The organism is Brevundimonas sp. LPMIX5, assembly GCF_003576505.1.
GTDB lineage: Bacteria > Pseudomonadota > Alphaproteobacteria > Caulobacterales > Caulobacteraceae > Brevundimonas > Brevundimonas naejangsanensis.
In genome coordinates, this window is record NZ_QWTZ01000002.1 from 645,377 (window position 1) to 666,273 (window position 20,897).

The following is a 20,897-nucleotide window of genomic DNA, read 5'->3' on the forward strand; positions in this document are numbered from 1 at the left end:
ATCAGACTCGGATGAAAAGGGCCAGAAGGCACAGCGCCAGTCCCGCGAGCGAGACCAGCCAGACCAGCGACCGGATATAGGGAACGCCCAGGGCGTACAGCGGGATATAGGCGACGCGCGCCCAGAAGTAGAGGGCCGCGCCCCACGCCGTCAGCGCGCCGGTCCGATCGGCGACCTGGGCGATCAGCACGGCGCCGATGAACAGCGGCAGGGTCTCGAACAGATTGGCCTGCGCCCGCTCCAGTCGTCCCACGACAGGGCTTTTAGCCTCAGGCGTCTTGTCCCGCGCTCCGGCGTTCCAAGACGGGCCGAACTCACGCGTTCGAGCAAAGGCGGGCAGGAAGACCTGCACCAGGGCCAGCACCAGCGTTGCCGCCAGATAGGTCAGTTCAGTCGTCATGCCTGTCTCCTATTCCGCAGGCCCAAAACAAAACCGCTCCCGGCCGGGGCCGGGAGCGGATCAGGTCAGCCCTGACGATAGTTGGGCGCCTCGCGCGTGATCATCACGTCGTGGACGTGGCTTTCACGAAGGCCCGCATTGGTGATGCGGACGAAGCGCGCGCGCTCCTGGAAGTCCGGAATGGTGGCGCCGCCGACATAGCCCATCGAGGCACGCAGGCCCCCGACCAGCTGGTGCACCACCGGGGCGATCGGGCCCTTATAGGCGGTCTGGCCCTCGATGCCCTCGGGGACCAGCTTCTCGGACGAGACTTCCTTCTGGAAGTAGCGGTCGGCCGAGCCGCGCGCCATGGCGCCCACCGAACCCATGCCGCGATACGACTTGTAGGACCGGCCCTGGTACAGGAAGACCTCGCCGGGGCTTTCGTCCGTGCCTGCGAACATCGAGCCCATCATGGCGACATTGGCGCCCGCCGCGATGGCCTTGGCCAGATCGCCCGAGAACTTGATGCCGCCGTCCGCAATGACCGAGGCGCCCGTGCCTTCCGCCGCGCGGGCGGCGTCGACGATGGCCGTCAGCTGCGGCACGCCCACGCCCGCGACGATGCGGGTGGTGCAGATGGAGCCAGGCCCGATGCCGACCTTCACCGCATCGGCGCCCGCGTCGATCAGGGCGCGGGTGGCGTCATAGGTGGCGACGTTGCCGGCGATGATCTGGACGCGGTTGTTCTCGCGCTTGATCCGCTCGACCACCTGGGCGACCGAAGCCGAGTGGCCGTGAGCGGTGTCGATCACCACCACGTCCGCGCCCGCATCGGCCAGCGCCATCGCCCGCTCGAACCCGGCGTCGCCGACGGTCGAGGCGGCGCCGACGCGCAGACGGCCCTGCTCGTCCTTGCAGGCGTTGGGGAAGGCCTGCGCCTTCTGAATGTCCTTCATCGTGATCAGACCGACGGCGCGATAGGCGTCGTCCACCACGATGACCCGCTCGATCTTGCGGGTGCGCAGCAGCTCGCGCGCCGCCTCGCGCCCGGCCGAACCTTCGCGCAGGGTGATCAGCTCGCCGGTTGTCATCAACTCGGCGGCCTTGAGGTTCAGGTCCGTCTCAAAGCGCATGTCGCGGTTGGTCAGCATCCCGACCAGTTTGCCGCTCTTGGGATCGACGACCGGGAAGCCGGTGATCTTCTTGCGTTCGACGATCTGGAGCACTTCGCCCAGTGTCGTGTCGGGGGCGACGGTGACCGGGTTCACCACCATGCCGCTTTCATAGCGTTTGACGGCGCGGACCTCTTCGGCCTGCTCGTCTATCGTCATGTTCCGGTGCAGCACGCCCAGGCCGCCGGCCTGCGCCATGGCGATGGCCAGACGGCTTTCCGTCACCGTGTCCATGGCGGACGACAACAGCGGGATGTTCAGTTTGATTTCGCGCGTCAGCTGGGTCGAGACATCGACATCAGCGGGCATGACCTCGGACGGACCGGGTTCGAGCAAAACGTCATCGAAGGTTAGGCCTTCGCGTATCTCCATTTGGAGCCTCCATTTTGCGGGCCGCGTATAGCCCCCGTTGGCGGGGAACCGCAACCCCAAGCCCGCGCTATCGTGCATATAAGAGGAATTGCCTTGAAACGGACGGCGAAGGGCCGCATTCCCCGACAATGGTTCGCATCTTGATCAACACGGCGCGACAGCTCGCTCTCAAGATCGCGAGCTATGGCGTGATGCACCTGATCGTGGCCATCCTGGTGGCCTTCGCCCTGACGCGCGACTGGCGGCTGGCCCTCGCCGTCGGCGTGATCGAGCCGATCGTCCAGACCGTCGCCTATTCCATCCACGACCGCGTCTGGCACCGGGTCGAGCGGCGCAAGATGCTGTCCGGCGTCGAGGAAACCGCCGAGGCCTTCACCGCCCGCCTGGAGGTCATGGACGCGCATGAGCAGAACCGCGCCCACAACCATCATGGCCACAGCCACGCCCTGCCCCGCAACCTGAAGCAGGTGGCGCTGAAGACCGTCACCTACGGCCTGATGCACTTCACCGTGGCGGTTCTGGTGGCCTTCGCCCTGACGCGCGACATCCGCATCGCCCTGGCCATCGGCACGATCGAGCCGCTGGTGCAGACGGTCTTCTTCACCCTGCACGACCGCATCTGGACGCGCGCCGAAGCAAGGAAAGCCGCCCGGCGCGCCGCCTCTCAGGCGGACGGCGCGTCCGCCTAACGTTTGTTCAGCGCCACCAGGAAGACCTCGGCGCTGCCCTTGCGGCTCGATTCCGGCTTCACATACTTCACCGTCTCGAACTCCTCGCGCAGGCGCGTCAGCACCCCGCCGGCGTCGCCGCCCTGGAAGTTCTTCGACACGAAATTCCCACCCGGCCTCAGCGTGCGGATGGCGAAATCGGCCGCGATCTCGATCAGGGCGATGATCTTCAGGTGGTCCGTCTGACGGTGGCCGATCGTGTTGTGCGCCATGTCCGACAGCACCAGATCAGGCGGTCCGCCGATGGCGTCCAGCATCTGCTGATCCACGCCCGGATCGGTGAAGTCCGCCTGAATCAGCGTCGCGCCCGGAATCGGCTCGATCATCAGCAGGTCCACGCCCGCCACCGCCGCCGCACCACGATCCAGCGCCACCTGCACCCAGCCGCCCGGCGCGGCGCCCAGGTCGATGACCCGCGAGCCGCGCTTGATCAGACGGAACTTGTCGTCGATCTCCATCAGCTTGAAGGCCGCGCGGCTGCGCCAGCCCTCGGCGCGCGCACGGTCGGACCACTCGTCCGACAGTTGTCGCTTGATCCACGCCTGGCTGGACAGGGACTTCTTGTCGGCCGTCTTGATCTTCTGGCCGACCTTGCGGCCAGAGGCCGTGCCGCCCGTAGGCAGACGCACCATGCGGCGGCGTTCCTGCGGCTTGTCGGCGGGCTTTTCGTCTTCACTCATGCTTCCCACATAGCCCTGACGGCGTTCAGCCGCTATGACCCGCGCACAATTCCGGCTCGCATAACCTCAAGGAGCGCCCGATGGCCGACCAAACCCTGACCTTCACCCTGGACACCGGCGACGGCGAAAACCGCAACGTCGTCATCAAGCTGCGCGACGACCTGGCGCCCAACCACGTCAAGCAGATCACCGACCTGGCCAAGGAAGGCTTCTACGACGGCGTGGTCTTCCACCGCGTGATTCCGGGCTTCATGGCCCAGGGCGGCGACCCGACGGGCACCGGCACCTCGGGCTCGTCCAAGCCGAACCTGAAGCAGGAATTCTCGAAGGAGCCGCACGTCCGCGGCGTCTGCTCGATGGCCCGCACCGCCAACCCGGACAGCGCCAACTCGCAGTTCTTCATCTGCTTCGACGACGCCCGCTTCCTCGACGGCCAGTACACCGTCTGGGGCGAAGTGATCGAAGGCATGGAACACGTCGACGCCCTGCCCAAGGGCGAGCCCCCGCGCGCGCCGGGCAAGATCGTCAAGGCGACCGTCGCCTGATCATAAATCTCCTCCCCACTGCGTGGGGAGGGGGACCACGTAGTGGTGGAGGGGCTTGCGACAGCGGAACCGGGCAGCCCCTCCGTCACGGCGCTACGCGCCGCGCCACCTCCCCATGAAATGGGGAGGAGAAGATCAGTCCCCCGCCCACCACCGCATCGACACCCCGTCGAAGGTCCGGTCCCCGACCTTCAGCCGTCCTTTCAGGACCACGCCCTGATCGCCCAGATTGCGCCGCGCCGTCGCCAGCGCGCCCTGGTCCAGCGCCCCCTCGAACGACACCGCGCCCAGCTCGCGCGATGACGCCTCAAAGCGCACACGGTCCTCGGTCACCTCATAGGCCGTCGGAATCAGCCGCGTGCGCCGCTTACTATCCCCCGCCTCGAACTCCATCATGATCGGCGCGAAACCCGCCGTCCGCGCGCCGTCGCGCCAGGCGATGAAGTCGGGAACCTGTCCCATGAACAGGTGATGCAGCCGCCAGTCCCCGACCTGCACCGCCGTCGTGGGGATGTAGTAGCCGGACACGTCTTCCGGCAGGTCGTGCCTGAACGCCGTCGCCAAGGGCGCCTTGTCTGGCGTCGCCCCCCGATCACAGGCCGTCGCCGTCAGGGCCAGAGCCCCGGCCAACAGGATCGGCAGCGCCCTCAAGGCAGATGCACCAGAGCCGACAGCCAGCCCATGTCCTGAAGATGCTCGACCGACTCGAACAGCGGCACGGCCAGCAGGAAGACCAGACCGTCACGCAGCGTCGTCAGGAAGAACTGCGGCCGCACCTCCAGGCTGTCGGCGTCGCGCCATTTGGAGAAGTCCGGTCCGAACCGCGGCGTGCGCGCGCAATAGTCCGCATAGGTCTGGCCGAAGGCGCCCGCCAGCCAGGCCTCCTCGCGCTTCACCGTGGCGTAGAAGACCGCCACCGTCAGCAGCAGGAAGACGGTCGCCAGCGTCACGCTGCCCGTCTGCGCCCCCACGCCGAACGCCCCCATGAAGCTGAACACATACAGCGGGTTGCGGCTGATCGAATAGGGACCGCGATCCACGATCTCGGCCTTCTTGCGCCCGCCGATATAGAGGGAGCACCAGGCCCGCCCGACGATGCAGACGACGATCAGGCCCAGGCCGAACGCTTCCAGCCCTTCGTGCAGCATGGTCTCGCCGCCGATGGACCGGCTCACGAAGGCCAGTCCGACCACGCCGATCAATCCGACCAGAAGCGCCGCCTTGCGCAGTTTCTGCACCCGTTGGAGGTCAAACCCTTGCGTCGCCGACATCTATATTTCCTCGACTGATGAGGGTGCGACAGAACGCCGCTCTGACGGCGGATTCAAGGCCTATCTTTGCAAGTGTTTTGCGACAGCCGTCATTGATCCAGCCACCGGTCCAGCGCCCGGAACCCGCCGATCGCCAATTCCGTCGAGTCCTGGAACACCGCCGGATTGACCTTCTCGAAGTCGTCGCTGGGGCGGTGGTAGTCCGGGTGATAATTCACGCCGAAATAGAGGAACGGCAGGCCCGCGCGGTGGAAGGCGGCGTGGTCCGACGCCTCGACCCAGTTGTCGGCGCCCTTGTCCTCGGGCGTGTCCTTGCCGAAGGCGAAGGCGACGTTCCGGCGCGCCGGAACCTGATCCAGCACCGGACGGAAATAGGGATGCTGATACGTCCCCGTCACCCACAGCTTGCCATCGCTGTCAGCCCTCGCCGTCATGTCGAAATTCAGGTTCATCGAAATCGCATGCAGCGGCACCGGCGGCGCCTCGACGAAATGCTTGGCGCCCAGCAGCCCCCGCTCCTCGCCGTCCAGCGCCACGATCAGCACGCTGTGCTCGGGCGGGTCAGCCTTCAACCGTCTGGCCAGCTCCAGCATGGTCGCCACGCCCGATGCGTTGTCGTCCGCCCCGTTGAAGATCTGGCCGTCGTTAACGCCGACGTGGTCATAGTGGGCCGTCACCACGATGTATTTGTCGGCCACGCGCGTGCCGGGGATGACGCCGATGATGTTGGTCCCGTTATAGGTCTTGGTCCCCTCGCGCGTGCGGCCCAGCATCTCCCACGGCTGAAGACGGCCCATCGGCGAAGGCTGAACGCCCAGCGCCTCCAGCCGCCCGACGATGTAGTCGCGCGCCTTGGCCCCGCCCTCGGACCCGGTGTCGCGCCCCTGCATGTCGTCCGCCGACAGGATGCGCAGGTCGTCCATCAACTGGGCGTAGCCGCCCGACGGCGGCGCCTCGACAGCGGGCGTCTCGACCACAGGCGCGGTCGTCGTCTCACAGGCGGCCAGCGTTAGGGCGGCGGCGATCACGGACAGGCTGACGAGGACAGGACGCATGGAGGGCTCCGGCAGGAATCTTTTGAGGCGCGACGCTAGCGGCCTCCGGCCGCCGCGTCAGATTACGTTTCTGTCATGCCGCGTCTGCCATCAAGGTCGGGGAATGATAAGGAACCGTTCCGCCTTTGCCGACTTCCTGCGATTCTCATGTCCGATCTCTTCACGCCTGTCGAAACCCTGACCGAAGCCCAGGCGCGCGAAGAGCTGGATCGCCTGTCGGCCGAACTGGCGCGCCATGACGCCCTCTATTACGCCGACGCCGCGCCCGAGATTTCCGACGCCGACTATGACGACCTGAAGCGCCGCGCCCTGGCCATCGAGGCCGCCTTCCCGGCCCTCTCCAGCCCCGTCTCCCCGTCCCAGCGCGTCGGCGCCCCCGTCTCCACCCAGTTCGCCGAGGTCCGCCACGGCGTGCCCATGCTGTCGCTGGACAACGCCTTCGACGACGGCGAGGTGCGCGACTTCGCAGCCCGCATCGCCCGCTTCCTGAAGCTGCCGGGCGACGAGCCCATCGCCTTCGTCGCCGAGCCCAAGATCGACGGCCTCTCGGCCAGCCTGCGCTATGAAAAGGGCGTTCTGGTTCAGGGCGCCACGCGCGGCGACGGCAAGACCGGCGAGGACGTAACCGCCAACCTGCGCACGCTGGCCAGCATCCCCCAGACCCTGACCGGCTCCGGCTGGCCCGACGTCATCGAGATCCGCGGCGAAGTCTACGCCCCCAACGCCGCCTTCGACGCCTTCAACGCGGCGGCCGAGGCTGAAGGCAAGCGCACCTACGCCAACCCCCGCAACTTCGCCGCCGGCTCGCTGCGTCAGAAGGACCCGAAGATCACGGCCCAGCGCCCCCTGACCTTCTTCGCCTATGCATGGGGCGAGACCTCGGCGCCGTTCGCCGAGACGCAACACGGTGCGCTGGAGGCCTTCCGCAGCTGGGGCTTTCAGGTCAACGACCGCTCGGCCCGCGTCGAAGGCGCCGACGGCCTGATCGGCGTCTATCAGACGCTGGAGGCCGATCGCAGCCGCCTCGGCTACGACATCGACGGCGTGGTCTATAAGGTCGACCGGCTGGACTGGCAGAACCGCCTCGGCTTCATCGCCCGCAGCCCCCGCTGGGCCATCGCTCACAAGTTCCCGGCGCAACAGGCGACGACCGTGCTGGAAGGCATCGACATCCAGGTCGGCCGCACCGGCTCTCTGACCCCCGTCGCCCGCCTGCACCCCGTCACCGTCGGCGGCGTCGTGGTCCGCAACGCCACCCTGCACAACGAAGACGAGATCGCCCGCAAGGACGTCCGCATCGGCGACACCGTCGTCCTGCAACGCGCCGGCGACGTCATCCCCCAGATCGTCGGCGTGGTCGATACGCTGCGTCCCGAGGGCGCCCAGCCCTACGTCTTCCCCACCGTCTGCCCCGTCTGCGGTTCCGAAGCCGTGCGCGAGGGAGACGAGGTCAAGCGCCGCTGTACCGGCGGCCTGATCTGCGACGCCCAGATCGTCGAACGTCTCAAGCATTTCGTCAGCCGCCGCGCCTTCGACATTGAAGGGCTTGGCGAAAAGCAGCTGATCGCCTTCCACGCGCGCGGCTGGATCAAGGAGCCCGCCGATATCTTCCGCCTCGCCCGCGACGAGGAGAAGCTGGCCCTGCTGCGCGCCGAGGACGGCTATGGCGAGACCAGCGTCCGCAACCTGATCGCCGGGATCGACGCGCGGCGCGTCATCTCCCTCGACCGCCTGATCTTCGGCCTCGGCGTGCGCGAGATCGGCGAGCAGACGTCTCTGGTCCTGTCGCGCGCCTTCGGCAGCTGGGCCGCCTTCCGCGACGCCTGCATGGCCGCCGCGAACGGCCTCGCCAGCGACGACTGGAAACTGCTGGCCGCGACCCACGCCATCTCGACCCGCGTTCTGGGCCTGATGGCCGAGGCGCAGCCGCCCGCCGACGATCCGTGGCCCGAGGCGCCCATGGATCAGAAGATCGCCCTCGCCTTCCCCGGCATGGCCGCCCCCGCCCGCCGTTCGCTGGCGGAGATCTCGGACGGCTGGACCGACCTGACCCGCTGGGCCGCCGTCGCGCGCAACGAAGGCCCCTCCGACATGCTGAACCAGATCGCGGGCGTCTCCGGCGTCGGCCCGGTCGCCGCCGAGGCTCTGGCCCACTTCTTCCACGAACCGCACAACCTTCAGGTCGTCGACGCCCTGCTGGCCGAGCTCGAGCGCGTCGAGGACGTAGCCGCCCCCACGACCGACAGCCCCGTGGCGGGCAAGACGGTCGTCTTCACCGGCTCGCTGGAACGCTTCACCCGCGACGAAGCCAAGGCCCGCGCCGAAAGCCTCGGCGCCAAGGTCTCGGGCTCAGTGTCGAAAAAGACCGACTACGTCGTCGCCGGCCCCGGCGCCGGGTCCAAGCTGAAAGATGCGGAAAAGCATGGCGTTAGCGTCCTCAGCGAGGACGAATGGCTGACGCTGATCGGCGGCTAACTTGACCTAAGGTCATGTAATCCTTGATGTAACTTCATAAGTTCGGCCTTGTTTCCGACGGAAACCCGGATCAACCTCCCTCCCAAGGGATCGCCTCAACGATCCGTCAGAAGGAAAACGCCGATGAAGACCCCCGTCCTGACGGCGCTCGCCGCCGTCGCCCTCGCCCTCGCTTCTCCGGCCCTCGCCAGCGACCCCACCGGTCTGTGGCAGACCCCGACCAACGGCGGTCAGGTCCGCATCGAACGCTGCGGCCAGGCCCTGTGCGGCGTCCTCGTCACCTCCAGCCACATCCGCGCCAACCCCGAAGTCAAGGATCAACGCAACAAGGATGAGTCCCTGCGCGACCGCCCCCTGCGCGGCCTGCGGATGCTGTCGGGCTTCACCGGCGGCCCGACCGAATGGCGCGGCGGCTCGGTCTACAACCCCGAGGACGGCGGCACCTATCGCGGCACCATCACCCTGACCAACGACAATACGCTGCGCCTGCGCGGCTGCATCGTCGCCCCCCTGTGCAAGACCCAGACCTGGACCCGCGTCCAGTAATCGAGGCGCACAGCCCGAACGAAAAACGCCTCCCCCGCGATCGCGAGGGAGGCGTTTTCATGTCAGCGGTTCAGCGAACTCATACCGCCGGGCGCATAGCGCTCGCCCGCCGCCGCCCCGCGCGGGAAGACGGCCTCGATCCGCGCCAGATCATCCGGCGTCAGCACGATGTCCGCCGCCGCCGCGTTCTGCTCCAGCGTGGCGATGCGGCGCGTGCCGGGGATGGGGACCAGGTCTTCTCCCTGCGCCAGCACCCAGGCCAGGGCCAGTTGCGCCGCCGTCACCCCCTTGTCCGCCGCGATGGCGCCGACCGCATCGACCAGATCGAGGTTCTTCTGGAAGTTGGCGCCCGCAAAGCGCGGGTTCGTCCGGCGGAAGTCGTCCGGCGCCAGGTCGTCGATCGACTTGATCTCCCCGGACAGGAAGCCCCGACCCAGCGGACTGTAGGGCACAAAGCCAATGCCCAGTTCGCGCACCACGCCCAGAAGCTCGTCCTCCGGGTCGCGGCTCCACAGCGAATATTCGGTCTGCAACGCCGTGATCGGATGCTCGGCGTGGGCGCGGCGCAGGGTGGCGGGCGCCGCCTCGGACAGGCCCAGGAAGCGGACCTTGCCCTCCTTCACCAGTTCGGCCATGGCCCCGACCGTCTCCTCGATCGGCGTATTGGGGTCGATGCGGTGCTGGTAATAGAGGTCAATGTGATCGACGCCGAGGCGGCTCAGGCTGCCCTCGACCGCGCGACGCACATTGGCGGGCGAACCGTCGGTGATCGCCGAACCGTCCGGCTGGCGATTGATGCCGAACTTGGTGGCGATGAAAGCCTCGTCCCGGCGCCCCTGCAGCGCCTTGCCCACCAGGACTTCATTGGTGTGGGGGCCGTACATCTCGGCCGTGTCGAACAGGGTGACGCCCAGGTCGAGCGCGCGGTGGATCACCGCGATGGATTGGGCCTCGTCGGCGCCGCCGTAAAAGGCGCTCATGCCCATGCAGCCCAGACCGACGGCCGAGACCTCAGGGCCGTTACGGCCCAGCTTGCGCATCTTCATCCGCGCATTCCTTCTGATGTGAGGGGGTCGGCGGCGCATCCGCCGACACTCTTCAGATGGGCGCCGTATGGCCTTATTTCAAGAGGGCGGTCTGCGCCTTCAGCCACTCCAGCGCCGCCTCGTCCTTCTGCACGCCGTCAGCCAGCAGAGGCCCGACCTTGGCCAGAACCTCGGCGTGATAGGCGTCGACATAGGCCCGCTCGTCCGCCGTCAGCAGCGAAACGTCGATCAACTTGCGATCTAGCGGCGCCAGCGTCAGTTGCTCAAATCCATGCATCGGCCGCTCGCCGCCCGGCACCTGGGCCGGGGCCGTGACGACCTGCAGCGTCTCGATGCGGATGCCCCACTCGCCTTCGCGGTAATAGCCCGGCTCGTTCGACAGGATCATGCCGGTCAGCAGAGGCTGGTCCGTGCCCCAGCCAGCGATACGTTGCGGCCCCTCGTGCACGCCCAGATACGACCCGACGCCGTGGCCCGTGCCGTGGTCGAAGTCGAAGCCGGCGTTCCACAGCGGCTGGCGCGCAATGGCGTCCAACTGGCGCCCGCTGGTCCCGGCGGGGAAGCGGATCACCGCCATGGCGATATGACCCTTCAGGACCAGGGTGAACATCCGGCGCTGATCGGCCGTACCCTCGCCGATGGCCATGGTGCGGGTCACGTCCGTGGTCCCGTCCAGATACTGGCCGCCGCCGTCCACCAGCAGCAGCGAACCCGCCTCCATCGGTCGGATCTTGGCCCCGACCGGCTTGTAGTGCGGCAGGGCGCCGTTCGGCCCGACCCCGGCGATGGTGTCGAAGGACAGGTCCTTCAACATGCCGGTCGCCTCGCGGAAACCCTCCAGCGCCTCGACCACCGCCCGCTCGTCCGGCAGTTCCTTCTGCGCGACCGTATCGACCCAGTGCAGGAAGCGTGTCAGGGCGGCGCCATCGCGGATATGGGCCTGACGGCTGCCCTCGATCTCGACGTCGTTCTTCTGCGCGCGCGGCAGGGCGCAGGGGTCCATGCCGCGAACGATGCTTGCGCCCGCCGCTTCCAGTCGGTCGAAATACCAGGCCGAGGACACGGCCGGATCGATCATCACCCGGCGCCCCGACAGGGCGTCCAGCGCGCCCGGCAGCGCCTCGGGCGCCTCCAACGTCACGGCGTCGCCCAGCCAGCCGGGCAGTTCGTTCGTCACCTTGGCCGGATCAAGGAAGACGCTGGCTGTCCCGTCCGTCTTCACCACCGCCTGACCCAGCGGCAGCGGCGTGCGGATCACGTCGCCGCCGCGAATATTGAACAGCCAGGCCAGCGACGACGGCGCCGTCAGCACGGCGGCCTCGGCTCCGGCCTCAGCGATGGCCTTGCCGATGCGAGCACGCTTGGACGCGGCGTCTTCGCCGGAATAGCGGTCCTCGTGCGGGACCACCGGCGCCTGCGGCTGGGCCGGGCGCGCATCGCCCCAGGCCAGGTCGATCGGATTGGCCTCGACCGCCTTCAGCGTCGCCCCGGCCTTCTCGACGGCGGCGCGCAGGCTCGCCAGCGCATCGGGGCTGTGCAGGCGCGGATCATAGCCGATGACCGAGCCAGACGGCACGGCCGCCAGCCAGTCGGCCAGCTTGTTCAGCGGCTGCCGCTCGAACAGGGCCTCGTCCGTCTGCGCCTTGGCCTGCACCGTATAGCGGCCGTCGACGAAGACCGCCGCCCTGTCCTTCAGCACGACGCCCGCCCCGGCCGAGCCGGTGAAACCGCTGACCCACGCCAGCCGCTCATTGGCGTCGGGCAGGTATTCGTTCTGATGCTCGTCCTCATGCGGGACCAGCAGGCCGTCGAGGCCCTGCTTGGCCATCTCGGCGCGGAGCAGAGGCAGGTGTTTGGCCCCGAAGGACGGATCGGTGGTTTCGTCGAATGTCTGGCGCATGAATGCATCCGTATCATCTCCCTCCCCTTCATGGGGAGGGTGGTCGCGCAGCGACCGGGTGGGGAGGGCTAGGAGACACAGGTGCAGCGCTTGATCAGTCGAAGCGCCCCCACCCGGCTTCGGCTTCGGCTACGCCTCAGCCACCCTCCCCAGAACGGGGAGGGAGAAGGTCGCGCCTCTACTTCTTCCGCAGTTGCAGCGCGCTCCACGCGTCGTGATGGATCGTCTGCTCCACTACGAAACCCAGCGGCAGATAGGCCTCCAGAATCCGCTCTTCCTGCGTCCGCAGCAAGCCCGACAGGATCGCGACCCCGCCCGACTTCAGCGCCCCGGCGATCTCAGGCGCCAGGAACACCAGCGGCGCGGCCAGAATGTTGGCGAACACCAGATCATAGGGCGCGTGCTGCGCAATCCGCGCATCGCTCAGACCATCGGCGAAATAAAAGTCGCATTTGGCGTCGTTGATCGCGGCGTTCTCATTGGCGATCCGGGCCGAGGGCTCGTCGATGTCGGTGCCGACGGCGAGGGGCGAACCGGTCTTGGCCGCTGCAATCGCCAGCACGCCCGTGCCGCAGCCGACGTCCAGCACCTTCTCGAAGGTCTCGGTCTTCAGCAGATTGTCGAAGGCCTCCAGACAGCCGACCGTCGTGCCGTGGTGGCCGGTGCCGAAGGCGGCGCCCGCGTCGATCTTCAGATTGACCCGGCCCTCGGGAATCTTGCCCTGATCATGGGCGCCGTAGACGAAGAAACGTCCCGCCTCGACCGGCGGCAGGCCCGACAGGCTCATGGCCAGCCAGTCGGCGTCGGCCAGCTTCTCGACCACGACCTCCAGCCCCGGCGTGGCGCGCAGGATCTCGGCGATGCCTTCGGCCTCTTCCTCGCTGGTCGGGAAGGCGTCGATGCGCCAGATTTCCTTGTCCTCATCCTCTTCCAGGATGGAATAGGTGGCGCCTTCCAGCAGGGGGTTGGCGTCGATGGCGGCGGCGGCGGCTTCGGCCGGGGCGCGGTCGCCGCGCGCGATCACCTGAACTGCGGATTCGGACATTTCTTAAACACCGTTATAATGACGAATCGCCAGTACGGGCTTGGTTCTCACGCCCGTGTCCAACGAGGGGTCGGGGAGTTCATGGCCAAAGCACCGTCTGAGACGAAACCTGCCGCGAAAGCGGCCTCCGCCGCTTCCAAGCCGAAACCGGCGGCAAAGTCGAGCGCAACAGCGACAAAAGCTGACGCCAAGCCCAAGACCGTAAAGGCGGCCGCCGCGACGAAGGCTCCCGCCAAGACCGCCGCAGCAAAGCCCGCGACCAAGGCGGCGGCCAAGCCTGCAGCGACCAAGGCCGCCACCAAGACGACGAAGGCTCCGGCGAAGGCCGCTGCGGCGAAGCCCGCCGCCGCCAAGGCCGCCCCGGCCAAAAAACCCGCTGCCAAATCAACTACAGCCAAGCCTGCGGCGACCAAGGCCGCCGCACCGAAGAGACCCGCCGCGTCCAAGACGGCCGCCGCCGCTCCGGTCGAGACGCCGGTCGCCGCTTCCCTGGCGCCCGCGCCTGTGGCGCCGGCCGAGACCAGGCCTGCGCCCAAGCCCGAGCCGGTCGTCGCGACCGCGCCCGTCGCCGCCGAGCCGCCGGTTCAGGCCGCCGCGCCCGCCCCTGCCGCCGAGCCGGTAACGCCCGTCGAAACGCCCGCCCCCGAAAAGAAGAAGGGCTTCTTCGCCCGCCTGTTCGGCTGGTGATCCGACGCTGATCGCCAATAGAAAAGGCCGGAGAGGACGCCCTCTCCGGCCTTTTTCAATTCGCGTCTTCCGCAGGCGTCAGGCCGGCGGCAGGTCTTCCGCCAGGATCGCCATTTCGAACATGTAGGAACCGGCTTCGTCTTCATCCTCGAACACCACGCCGATGAACTCGTCGTCGACGTAGACTTCGGCGGAATCGGCGACCTTGCGGCCCTTCACCTTGATGCCGCCGTGGTTGAAGGTGCGCTTCAGGTGCGTCTCGACGCGCTTCAGATCGTTCTCGGTCACGGGGTCAGCCTCGTTTTGGCGCCGAAGCGCATATCGTTGGGCGCGGACCCTAGAGAAGCCGTCCCGCCTTGGGAAGCCCGAGGAGAAGCATGCGCTTCAGGCGTCCACAGGCGACGCCCCTCAGATCACGAAGTCATAGACGATGTCGGACAGCGTATGGTCCATCGTCCGCGCGGGCGTGGCGTCGGTCGGGCAGTTGACCAGCCGCGCGGGCACCCCCGCCACGGTGCAGCCCGCCGGCACCGGCTTCAGCACCACCGAGCCCGACGCCACCTTGGCGTAGTCGCCGACGGTGATGTTGCCCAGCACCTTGGCCCCGGCGCCCAGCAGGACGCCGCGCCCGATCTTCGGATGGCGGTCGCCGCGTTCGGCCCCCGTTCCGCCCAGCGTCACGGCGTGCAGCATGGACACCTCGTCGCCGATCACCGCCGTCTCGCCGATGACGATGCCCGTGCCGTGGTCCAGAAAGACGCCCGAGCCGATCCGCGCCGCCGGATGAATGTCCAGTTGGAACAGCTCCGAGATCCGGCTCTGGAAGTGAAACGCCAGGGTGTCGCGGTCCTGGGTCCACAGCCAGTGCGCCACGCGCCAGGCCTGCAGCGCCTGGAACCCCTTGAAATACATGAAGGGCTGCAACAGCGAGCGGATCGCCGGATCGCGCTCCTGCACCGCCTTCAGGTCCGCTTCGGCGGCGGCGACAATGCCCGGATCAGCGGCGAAGGCCGACAGGGCCACCTCGCGCACCGTCATGGCGCCCAGCTCCGCATCGCCCAGCTTGCGCGCGATCTGGAAGCTCAGCGCCCCGGCGAAATCATCGTGCGCCAGCACTACGGCGTTCAGCTGCGACGCCAGTCGCGGCTCCTCGCGCGCAGCGTCCTCGGCTGCGGCGCGCAACTGCGCCCACAGGTCCGGTTGCTTCGGCACGACTTCCAGCTTGGCCATCAGGCTTCCTTAAACTTCGGCTCGACCCTACGCGCCCAGCATGGAACGCGCCAGCGTGGCGGGCAGTTCGCCCTCCCGCGCCATATGGTAGGCCCGATAGGCCGTCGCCACCGTCAGGCTGTCGCGCACCGCCCCGCGCGCGATCTCGGCCATCAGCTCGCGGAACGGCACGCGCGCCGACAGGAAGACCTCCGTCGGGTCCGGCGCCTTGTCCGTAGACTCCAGCCCCCAAGCGACCCAGGTCATCGCCCGCTCGTCGGTGATGGAGTTGGACAGGTCCACGTCCAGCGCCGCGCGCCAGTGCGCCGCCGTCAGCCCCGCCTCCTCGGCCAGTTCGCGCTTCACGGCCTCAAAGGGGTCTTCCCCCTCCGGCGCCCCGCCCTCGGGCATCTCCCACGAATAGCGCATCAGGGCGAAGCGGTGCTGCCCGACCAGACTGACCGTCCCGTCGTCATGCAGCGGCAGCACGCCCGTCCCCACATTCCTAGGCCGCATGACCATGTAGTCGGCATCCGCCCCCGTCGGCGCCACGGCCGGATGGCGCGTCACCTGCATCCAGGGCGTATCGACGACCACGCTCGTCCCCAGACTGCGCCACGGCGGCGTTTCGGGCAGGCCCTCGGCCCAGCGAGGCCTGATGTCGCGGATCTTGCTCATGCCCCAGCTATGGCGCCGCGCGCCTCGAAAGCCTAGCTATCGGCCATGAGCCAGTCAGACCTGTCTTCCCCCCTGCCCCTGCCCGTCCGTTCGCAAGAGCTGCTGTCGCGGCTTGCCGTGCGTCGCTCGGCCTCGGCCCAGTTGCTGACCCTGCCCGGCCCTACGGACGCCGAGGTCGAGCAGATGCTTCTGCTGGGCGCCCGCACCCCCGACCACGGCAAGCTGTTCCCCTGGCGCTTCGTCATCCTTGGCCCGCACAGTCGCGCCGAGTTGTCCGAGGCCCTCGCCGCGCTGGGCGAAACCCAGAACCGCACCGGCAAGGAGATCGCCTCCCTGGCCAAACTGGCCAACCCGCCGCTGACCATAATGGTCGTCTCTGCGCCCATCGAAGGCCACAAGGTCCCGGTGTGGGAGCAGCAGTTGTCCGCCGGCGCCGTCTGCATGAACCTTGAACACGCCGCCAACGCCCTGGGCTATTCGGCCAGTTGGATCACCGACTGGTATTCCTACGACCCCGCCGCCGTCACCCTGTTCGGCGTCGAGGACGGCGAGAGCATCGCCGGCTTCATCCACATCGGCTCCCTGTCCGAGCCCTCGCTTGAGCGCCCCCGCCCCAACCTGGAGCACAAGGTGACGGCGCGGCCGTAACGCCCCTTCTCCCCTTGTGGGAGAAGGCCGCCCTACCTCGCCTCCTCCTCCGGCCGGTGCACGATCGACACCAGCACCACCGAAATGATCATCAGCAGGAACCACGCCCCCAGCTTGTTCAGGCTGACCATCTCCCATCCGCCCTCCTGCCCCGGATAGACCCAGGCCCGCGCGAACGTCCCCAGGTTCTCCGCGAACCAGATGAACAGCGCCACCAGCCCATAGCCCAGCAGCAGCGGCATCGACCGCCGCATCCGGTCGGCGGTGAACCAGAACCACCCCCGCGCGAACAGCAGCCCCGTCGCCGCGAACAGCGCCAGCCGGATGTCCGGCAGCCAGTGATGCGCAAAGAAGTTGACGTAGATCGCCGCCGCCAGCACCCACGTCGTCCACAGCGGCGGATAGTTCCGCACCCGGATATGGAAGATGCGCTGCACCCGCGCGATGTAGCTGCCCACCGCCGCATACATGAAGCCCGAGAACAGCGGCACGGCGCCGATCCTCAGCACCGACTCTTCCGGATAGATCCACGACCCGTGATAGGTCTTGAACAGTTCCATGATCGTCCCGGCGATATGGAACAGGAAGATGACCCGCGCCTCCTCCCAGCTCTCCAGCTTCAGGGCCAGCATCGCCGCCTGTATCCCCAGCGCCCCCAGCACCAGAAAATCATAGCGCGCCAGCGGCGCCTGATCAGGCCAGAACAGAAACGTCCCCAGGATCAGCGCCAGCATCGCCCCGCCGAACAGACACGCCCACCCCTGCTTCAGCCCGAACCACAGGAACTCATAGGCGTACCGGCGAAGGCGCGAGCGGTCGGCCCACGCCTCGGCGCGCGTCATCAGGCGGCGGCCCCAGACTTCGAGCGGGAGGCGGGGGGGCGGGTTCATGGCTGGAGATTAGCAGTGGCCCAGACCGATTCCATCAGACTTGGACATACCTATCCAAGGATGCCTTCGCCTCAGAAGGCGATTCCGTCGTCGTCCCCGAAATCATAGTAATCATCATCTTGGCGATCGTAGCCGTAGCGCGTTCGGCTAATGGCGTGGACGCTACCTTTCTGAACCTTATCCAGATGATCTTGAATATCGATCAGAACGACGTTCCTGTTGGCCAGATGCTCGAACTCCGCCGACATTGATCCGCCAAATGAGGCCTTTGAAAAACCGACCGATCTAGCTTGTAGATTCAGCAGCCAGTTTTGATCGGTCGAGGGCAATTTTCCGCCTAAACTAAGCTTGGGTTTCCTTGCGATTCTGCCGTCAGCAAACCCCGCCACCACCAGCGAGCGGATATGAGCGTTTGGGCTCGCGATCAACGCCGTAACGAGTTCATCTGGTATGTCGAGGCGGCAACAAAGCAACAGCCACAACAGCCAGACCACCTCGTGGTGGTGATTGAACGCTAGGTGCCTAAGCACCAGATGATGAACTGCCGCGGTCCATCCCTCGCTATCGATTTTTTTGTTTAACGCGACGCGCTTGACGACAAGCAGGGCCGCATAGTCGATACAGTGGGGGTGATGGAAAATGATCCGCTGCAAATATGGCTCGACAACGCTCCATTCGTCCTTGCGATATAACCTGATCTGATCAAGCGTGCGTAGGGCAATCTTAACAGGGCTGTCTGTCTTGAAGGTTGCAGAGAGGTCCAGCGCTTTATTGATGAATAAAACAATATCGTCGACGGTGTCCGTCACATAGACATTATAGCCGTTAAGATTTCGTGATTCTTGGCGTAACTCTTGGGCCCACAAATCATTCAGGGGCTCAAGGCCGCTCAAAATTTTAGTTTTACTGTCATTGATATTGAGGTTGTATCTCTGAAGTAGCTCTCGAAGCTTGGAGAGAACGACGATCGCTGCTGTCTCTGACTGCAGGCCCAGGTAGTAGTCATCGACATGCCTCGCGGCCCCGACGATCTCCGCCCCAACAGCGTCAAAAAGCTCTCCGTCGATACCAGCCGCTATGAATTCACTGACGAGGCGGAAAGCGTCCGGGCCAACCAAAACCCCGCGCGTTTCGGCCAGCTGACAATTCCTAACCAAGAAATCAAGCCGATTGAACGGGAGGTCTTTAGAGGAAACCTCGGTATCCTTCTTGGCTCGCTCAATCCCATGCGCCGACCACGATATGGAGTGCGTGTATATGCTCGGGAAAAACTGAGCGATGTCGGTCTTCAGAATGAAAGGCGAATAGCCGATCTTCTTCGAGGCCTCTGTGGTGAGCTCTGACAGCGACGGAATAATGACTGGGCGGTCATCAGTATCCTGCCCTTCTCTCGGACGGCTTACTGAAAACGGTGAGGCTGTAAAACGCTCATCGAACGTTCGCCAATTTTTGCTGACGAAATCGGCGACATAGAAATAGGAAATAGGATTCGGGCTCCCGAAGAAGCGCCGGCTACCGTCATGTTTAGTCCCGTTGTAACGAACGTAATCTGTCGGCCGTTTATGGAGCTCCTTTGCCCGCACCTCTGGAACGATGCCACGAAGAGCCCGCTTAAGATCGACTGTTGAGAAACACGGCGGAAGAGTCTCTGGGAACAGGCCTTTCTGCAGCAATCCGTATTTGTTCTTCAAGTCATTCCCCCTCCACTTACCTTTGCACAGCGAAGTGATCTAGGGAAGCAATCGGTGGCGAGCCCCCCTCACCCCCGCCCGCGATACCCCGCCACGCCCTGATCCGGCAGCCACACGCCTTCCAGCGGCGCGCCCGTCTGCCAGAAGACGTCGATGGGGATGCCGCCGCGCGGGTACCAATAGCCGCCGATGCGCAGCCATTTCGGTTGCAGCAGGTCGGCCAAGCGCTTGCCGATGGCGACGGTGCAGTCCTCGTGGAAGGCGCCGTGGTTGCGGAAGCTGGTCAGGTACAGTTTCAGGCTCTTGCTCTCGACCAGCCAGTCGCCCGGCACATAGTCGATGACGATGTGGGCGAAGTCGGGCTGGTTCGTCACCGGGCACAGGCTGGTGAACTCCGGCGCGGTGAAGCGCGCCACATAAAGCGTGTCGACGTGCGGATTAGGCACGCGCTCCAGCACCGCTTCCTGCGGGTTGGTCGGGGCGGCGGTCTGGGCGCCGAGCTGGCTGAGGCTGTCGGTATAGTGCGTCATGCCCGCCATTTAGGCCTTCCCCCCGCCAAAGAAAACGCCGCCCCGCCGCAATCGGCCATCCCCCCGCCGCGCCTGTGCTAGACTGCGCCCCGGCCGAGGGCACGGCGGAGGGCGATTTCAGACGATTCAGACGAATTGGACTCTCTTTTTTCTCCTTCTCCCCTTGTGGGAGAAGGTGGGCGCCGGAGGCGCTCGGATGAGGGGTGTCGGCGCAAGGTTTGCTGTTCTGCGCCTCAACCGTGCGATCATCGGACGCGAGGGCGCTCACACCCCTCATCCGTCAGGCTCCGCCTGCCACCTTCTCCCTCAAGGGGAGAAGGGCGCTGGAACGCATTGCCTTCCCTGACGACAGCCGGTTAGCGTAGCCAAAAGCAACTCAGGAGAGACGACCCGTGGCCATTCCCGCTTCCCTCCAGTCCGGCCTGAAACTGCCGGTGATCGCCTCGCCCATGTTCCTGGTGTCGGGGCCGGATCTGGTGGTCGAGGCCTGTAATGCGGGCGTGATAGGCACCTTCCCCTCGCTGAACCAGCGCACGACAGAGGGCTATCGGGAGTGGCTGCACGAGATCAAGGCGCGCCTGACCCCCGACGCCGCCCCGTTCGGCGTCAACCACATCGTCCACCCGACCAATCCGCGCCTGATGGCCGACATGATGGTCTCGGTCGAGGAGAAGGTGCCGCTGATCATCACCTCCCTGGGCGCCGTGCGCGACATGGTGGATGCGGTGCATGGCTATGGCGGCGTGGTCTTCCACGACATCGCCAATGTGCGCCACGCGCGCAAGGCGGCCGAGGCGGGCGTCGACGGCCTGATCCTGGTCGCCAACGGCGCGGGCGGACATGCGGGCGTGGTGAACCCCTTCGCCCTGATCAACGAGGTCCGCAGCTTCTACGACGGGACCATCATCCTGGCGGGCGCCCTGTCGACCGGGCAGGACGTGGCGGCGGCGCTGATGATGGGGGCCGACTTCGCCTATATGGGCACCCGCTTCATCGCCACGACCGAAAGCGCGGCCCAGCCCCACTACAAGGATCTGATCGTCCAGTCGGGCTCGGCCGACATCACCTATACGCCCGCCGTCTCGGGCATTCCGGCCAACTTCCTGACGCCCTCGCTGGTCGAAAACAAGATCGACCCCAAGTCCCTGCCCGAGCACAAGCTGGACATGGGCGAAGAGGCCAAGGCGTGGAAGACAATCTGGTCGGCCGGTCAGGGCTCGGGCGCCATCCACGACGTGCCGACCACGGCCCAGCTTGTCGCTCGGCTGACGGACGAGTTTTCGCAGGCCTGTGATAAATTCGACAAGAAGCGCCTCTAGGAAGCGGCCTCGACACTCCCCTGACGAG

The 20,897-nt window shown here is 66.4% G+C and carries 22 protein-coding genes; 7 read left to right on the forward strand and 15 right to left on the reverse strand.

Annotation, left to right across the window (positions count from 1 at the left end; all coding sequences use genetic code 11):
- Position 1: 1 nt before the first annotated feature.
- Together D1604_RS04165 and guaB are read right to left on the reverse strand one after the other, a co-directional pair.
- Positions 2-400: an MAPEG family protein gene (locus D1604_RS04165; RefSeq protein ID WP_119412288.1), complete on the reverse strand. Its 399-nt coding sequence runs from the start codon at positions 398-400 to the stop codon at positions 2-4.
- Between the two features lie 65 nt (positions 401-465).
- On the reverse strand, positions 466-1,926 hold the full coding sequence (gene guaB / locus D1604_RS04170; RefSeq protein WP_119412289.1) for an IMP dehydrogenase: 1,461 nt from the start codon (positions 1,924-1,926) through the stop codon (positions 466-468).
- Between the two features lie 128 nt (positions 1,927-2,054).
- On the opposite strand from guaB, the gene D1604_RS04175 reads away from it, so the two are divergent.
- The gene (locus D1604_RS04175; protein ID WP_119412290.1) at positions 2,055-2,615 is read left to right on the forward strand and encodes a DUF2061 domain-containing protein; all 561 of its coding nucleotides are present in this window, start codon (positions 2,055-2,057) and stop codon (positions 2,613-2,615) included.
- Here the strand turns inward: D1604_RS04175 and D1604_RS04180 are convergent.
- Positions 2,612-3,334 carry an RlmE family RNA methyltransferase gene (locus D1604_RS04180; protein WP_119412291.1) on the reverse strand — a complete coding sequence of 241 codons (723 nt, stop codon included), beginning with the start codon at positions 3,332-3,334 and terminating at the stop codon, positions 2,612-2,614. The genes D1604_RS04175 and D1604_RS04180 overlap by 4 nt on opposite strands.
- Positions 3,335-3,414: 80 nt before the next feature.
- On the opposite strand from D1604_RS04180, the gene D1604_RS04185 reads away from it, so the two are divergent.
- Positions 3,415-3,879 (forward strand): peptidylprolyl isomerase, encoded by a 465-nt coding sequence (locus D1604_RS04185; protein ID WP_119412292.1) that lies wholly within the window; start codon positions 3,415-3,417, stop codon positions 3,877-3,879.
- 135 nt (positions 3,880-4,014) lie between these two features.
- Here D1604_RS04185 and D1604_RS04190 read toward each other — a convergent pair whose 3' ends face one another.
- The 3 genes from D1604_RS04190 to D1604_RS04200 form a co-directional block, all read right to left on the reverse strand.
- Complete coding sequence (locus D1604_RS04190; RefSeq protein WP_119412293.1) at positions 4,015-4,530, reverse strand: hypothetical protein; 516 nt, start codon at positions 4,528-4,530, stop codon at positions 4,015-4,017.
- A complete protein-coding gene (locus tag D1604_RS04195) occupies positions 4,527-5,150 on the reverse strand; it encodes a methyltransferase family protein (protein WP_119412294.1) in 624 nt (207 codons plus the stop codon). The genes D1604_RS04190 and D1604_RS04195 overlap by 4 nt, the downstream gene beginning before the upstream one ends.
- Positions 5,151-5,239: 89 nt before the next feature.
- Positions 5,240-6,205 carry a M28 family peptidase gene (locus D1604_RS04200; RefSeq protein WP_119412295.1) on the reverse strand — a complete coding sequence of 322 codons (966 nt, stop codon included), beginning with the start codon at positions 6,203-6,205 and terminating at the stop codon, positions 5,240-5,242.
- A 147-nt stretch (positions 6,206-6,352) separates the two neighbouring features.
- Here D1604_RS04200 and ligA point away from each other — a divergent pair, with 147 nt between their 5' ends.
- Together ligA and D1604_RS04210 are read left to right on the forward strand one after the other, a co-directional pair.
- Complete coding sequence (gene ligA, locus D1604_RS04205; protein WP_119412296.1) at positions 6,353-8,680, forward strand: NAD-dependent DNA ligase LigA; 2,328 nt, start codon at positions 6,353-6,355, stop codon at positions 8,678-8,680.
- A 123-nt stretch (positions 8,681-8,803) separates the two neighbouring features.
- Positions 8,804-9,226, forward strand: a complete 423-nt coding sequence (locus D1604_RS04210; protein ID WP_119412297.1) for a DUF2147 domain-containing protein — start codon at positions 8,804-8,806, stop codon at positions 9,224-9,226.
- Between the two features lie 62 nt (positions 9,227-9,288).
- On the opposite strand, the gene D1604_RS04215 is transcribed toward D1604_RS04210, so the two are convergent.
- From D1604_RS04215 to D1604_RS04225, 3 genes are all read right to left on the reverse strand, one after another.
- Positions 9,289-10,272 (reverse strand): aldo/keto reductase, encoded by a 984-nt coding sequence (locus tag D1604_RS04215; RefSeq protein WP_119412298.1) that lies wholly within the window; start codon positions 10,270-10,272, stop codon positions 9,289-9,291.
- Between the two features lie 73 nt (positions 10,273-10,345).
- Positions 10,346-12,172 (reverse strand): aminopeptidase P family protein, encoded by a 1,827-nt coding sequence (locus D1604_RS04220; protein ID WP_119412299.1) that lies wholly within the window; start codon positions 12,170-12,172, stop codon positions 10,346-10,348.
- A 178-nt stretch (positions 12,173-12,350) separates the two neighbouring features.
- Positions 12,351-13,217: a 50S ribosomal protein L11 methyltransferase gene (locus D1604_RS04225; RefSeq protein WP_119412300.1), complete on the reverse strand. Its 867-nt coding sequence runs from the start codon at positions 13,215-13,217 to the stop codon at positions 12,351-12,353.
- Positions 13,218-13,298: 81 nt separating this feature from the next.
- On the opposite strand from D1604_RS04225, the gene D1604_RS15585 reads away from it, so the two are divergent.
- On the forward strand, positions 13,299-13,904 hold the full coding sequence (locus tag D1604_RS15585; protein ID WP_147399873.1) for a hypothetical protein: 606 nt from the start codon (positions 13,299-13,301) through the stop codon (positions 13,902-13,904).
- 78 nt (positions 13,905-13,982) lie between these two features.
- Here D1604_RS15585 and D1604_RS04240 read toward each other — a convergent pair whose 3' ends face one another.
- The 3 genes from D1604_RS04240 to D1604_RS04250 all read right to left on the reverse strand — a co-directional run bounded on the left by D1604_RS04240 (position 13,983) and on the right by D1604_RS04250 (position 15,791).
- Positions 13,983-14,192 carry a DUF3126 family protein gene (locus D1604_RS04240; RefSeq protein WP_003167318.1) on the reverse strand — a complete coding sequence of 70 codons (210 nt, stop codon included), beginning with the start codon at positions 14,190-14,192 and terminating at the stop codon, positions 13,983-13,985.
- A gap of 120 nt (positions 14,193-14,312) precedes the next feature.
- Positions 14,313-15,134, reverse strand: coding sequence for a serine O-acetyltransferase (cysE, locus tag D1604_RS04245; RefSeq protein WP_119412303.1), 822 nt, complete (start codon positions 15,132-15,134; stop codon positions 14,313-14,315).
- Between the two features lie 27 nt (positions 15,135-15,161).
- A complete protein-coding gene (locus D1604_RS04250; protein ID WP_119412304.1) occupies positions 15,162-15,791 on the reverse strand; it encodes an NUDIX domain-containing protein in 630 nt (209 codons plus the stop codon).
- Between the two features lie 45 nt (positions 15,792-15,836).
- Between D1604_RS04250 and D1604_RS04255 the strand changes: the two genes are divergently transcribed.
- Positions 15,837-16,439 (forward strand): nitroreductase family protein, encoded by a 603-nt coding sequence (locus tag D1604_RS04255; protein WP_119412305.1) that lies wholly within the window; start codon positions 15,837-15,839, stop codon positions 16,437-16,439.
- Positions 16,440-16,471: 32 nt separating this feature from the next.
- Here the strand turns inward: D1604_RS04255 and D1604_RS04260 are convergent, their stop codons facing one another.
- The 3 genes from D1604_RS04260 to queF all read right to left on the reverse strand — a co-directional run bounded on the left by D1604_RS04260 (position 16,472) and on the right by queF (position 19,550).
- Positions 16,472-17,329, reverse strand: coding sequence for a DUF817 domain-containing protein (locus D1604_RS04260; RefSeq protein ID WP_119412306.1), 858 nt, complete (start codon positions 17,327-17,329; stop codon positions 16,472-16,474).
- A gap of 71 nt (positions 17,330-17,400) precedes the next feature.
- Positions 17,401-19,020, reverse strand: coding sequence for an RNA-directed DNA polymerase (locus tag D1604_RS04265; protein WP_147399874.1), 1,620 nt, complete (start codon positions 19,018-19,020; stop codon positions 17,401-17,403).
- 68 nt (positions 19,021-19,088) lie between these two features.
- Positions 19,089-19,550, reverse strand: a complete 462-nt coding sequence (gene queF, locus D1604_RS04270; protein ID WP_119412450.1) for a preQ(1) synthase — start codon at positions 19,548-19,550, stop codon at positions 19,089-19,091.
- Positions 19,551-19,942: 392 nt separating this feature from the next.
- Between queF and D1604_RS04275 the strand changes: the two genes are divergently transcribed.
- Positions 19,943-20,869 (forward strand): NAD(P)H-dependent flavin oxidoreductase, encoded by a 927-nt coding sequence (locus D1604_RS04275; protein WP_119412308.1) that lies wholly within the window; start codon positions 19,943-19,945, stop codon positions 20,867-20,869.
- The last annotated feature ends 28 nt before the right edge of the window (positions 20,870-20,897 follow it).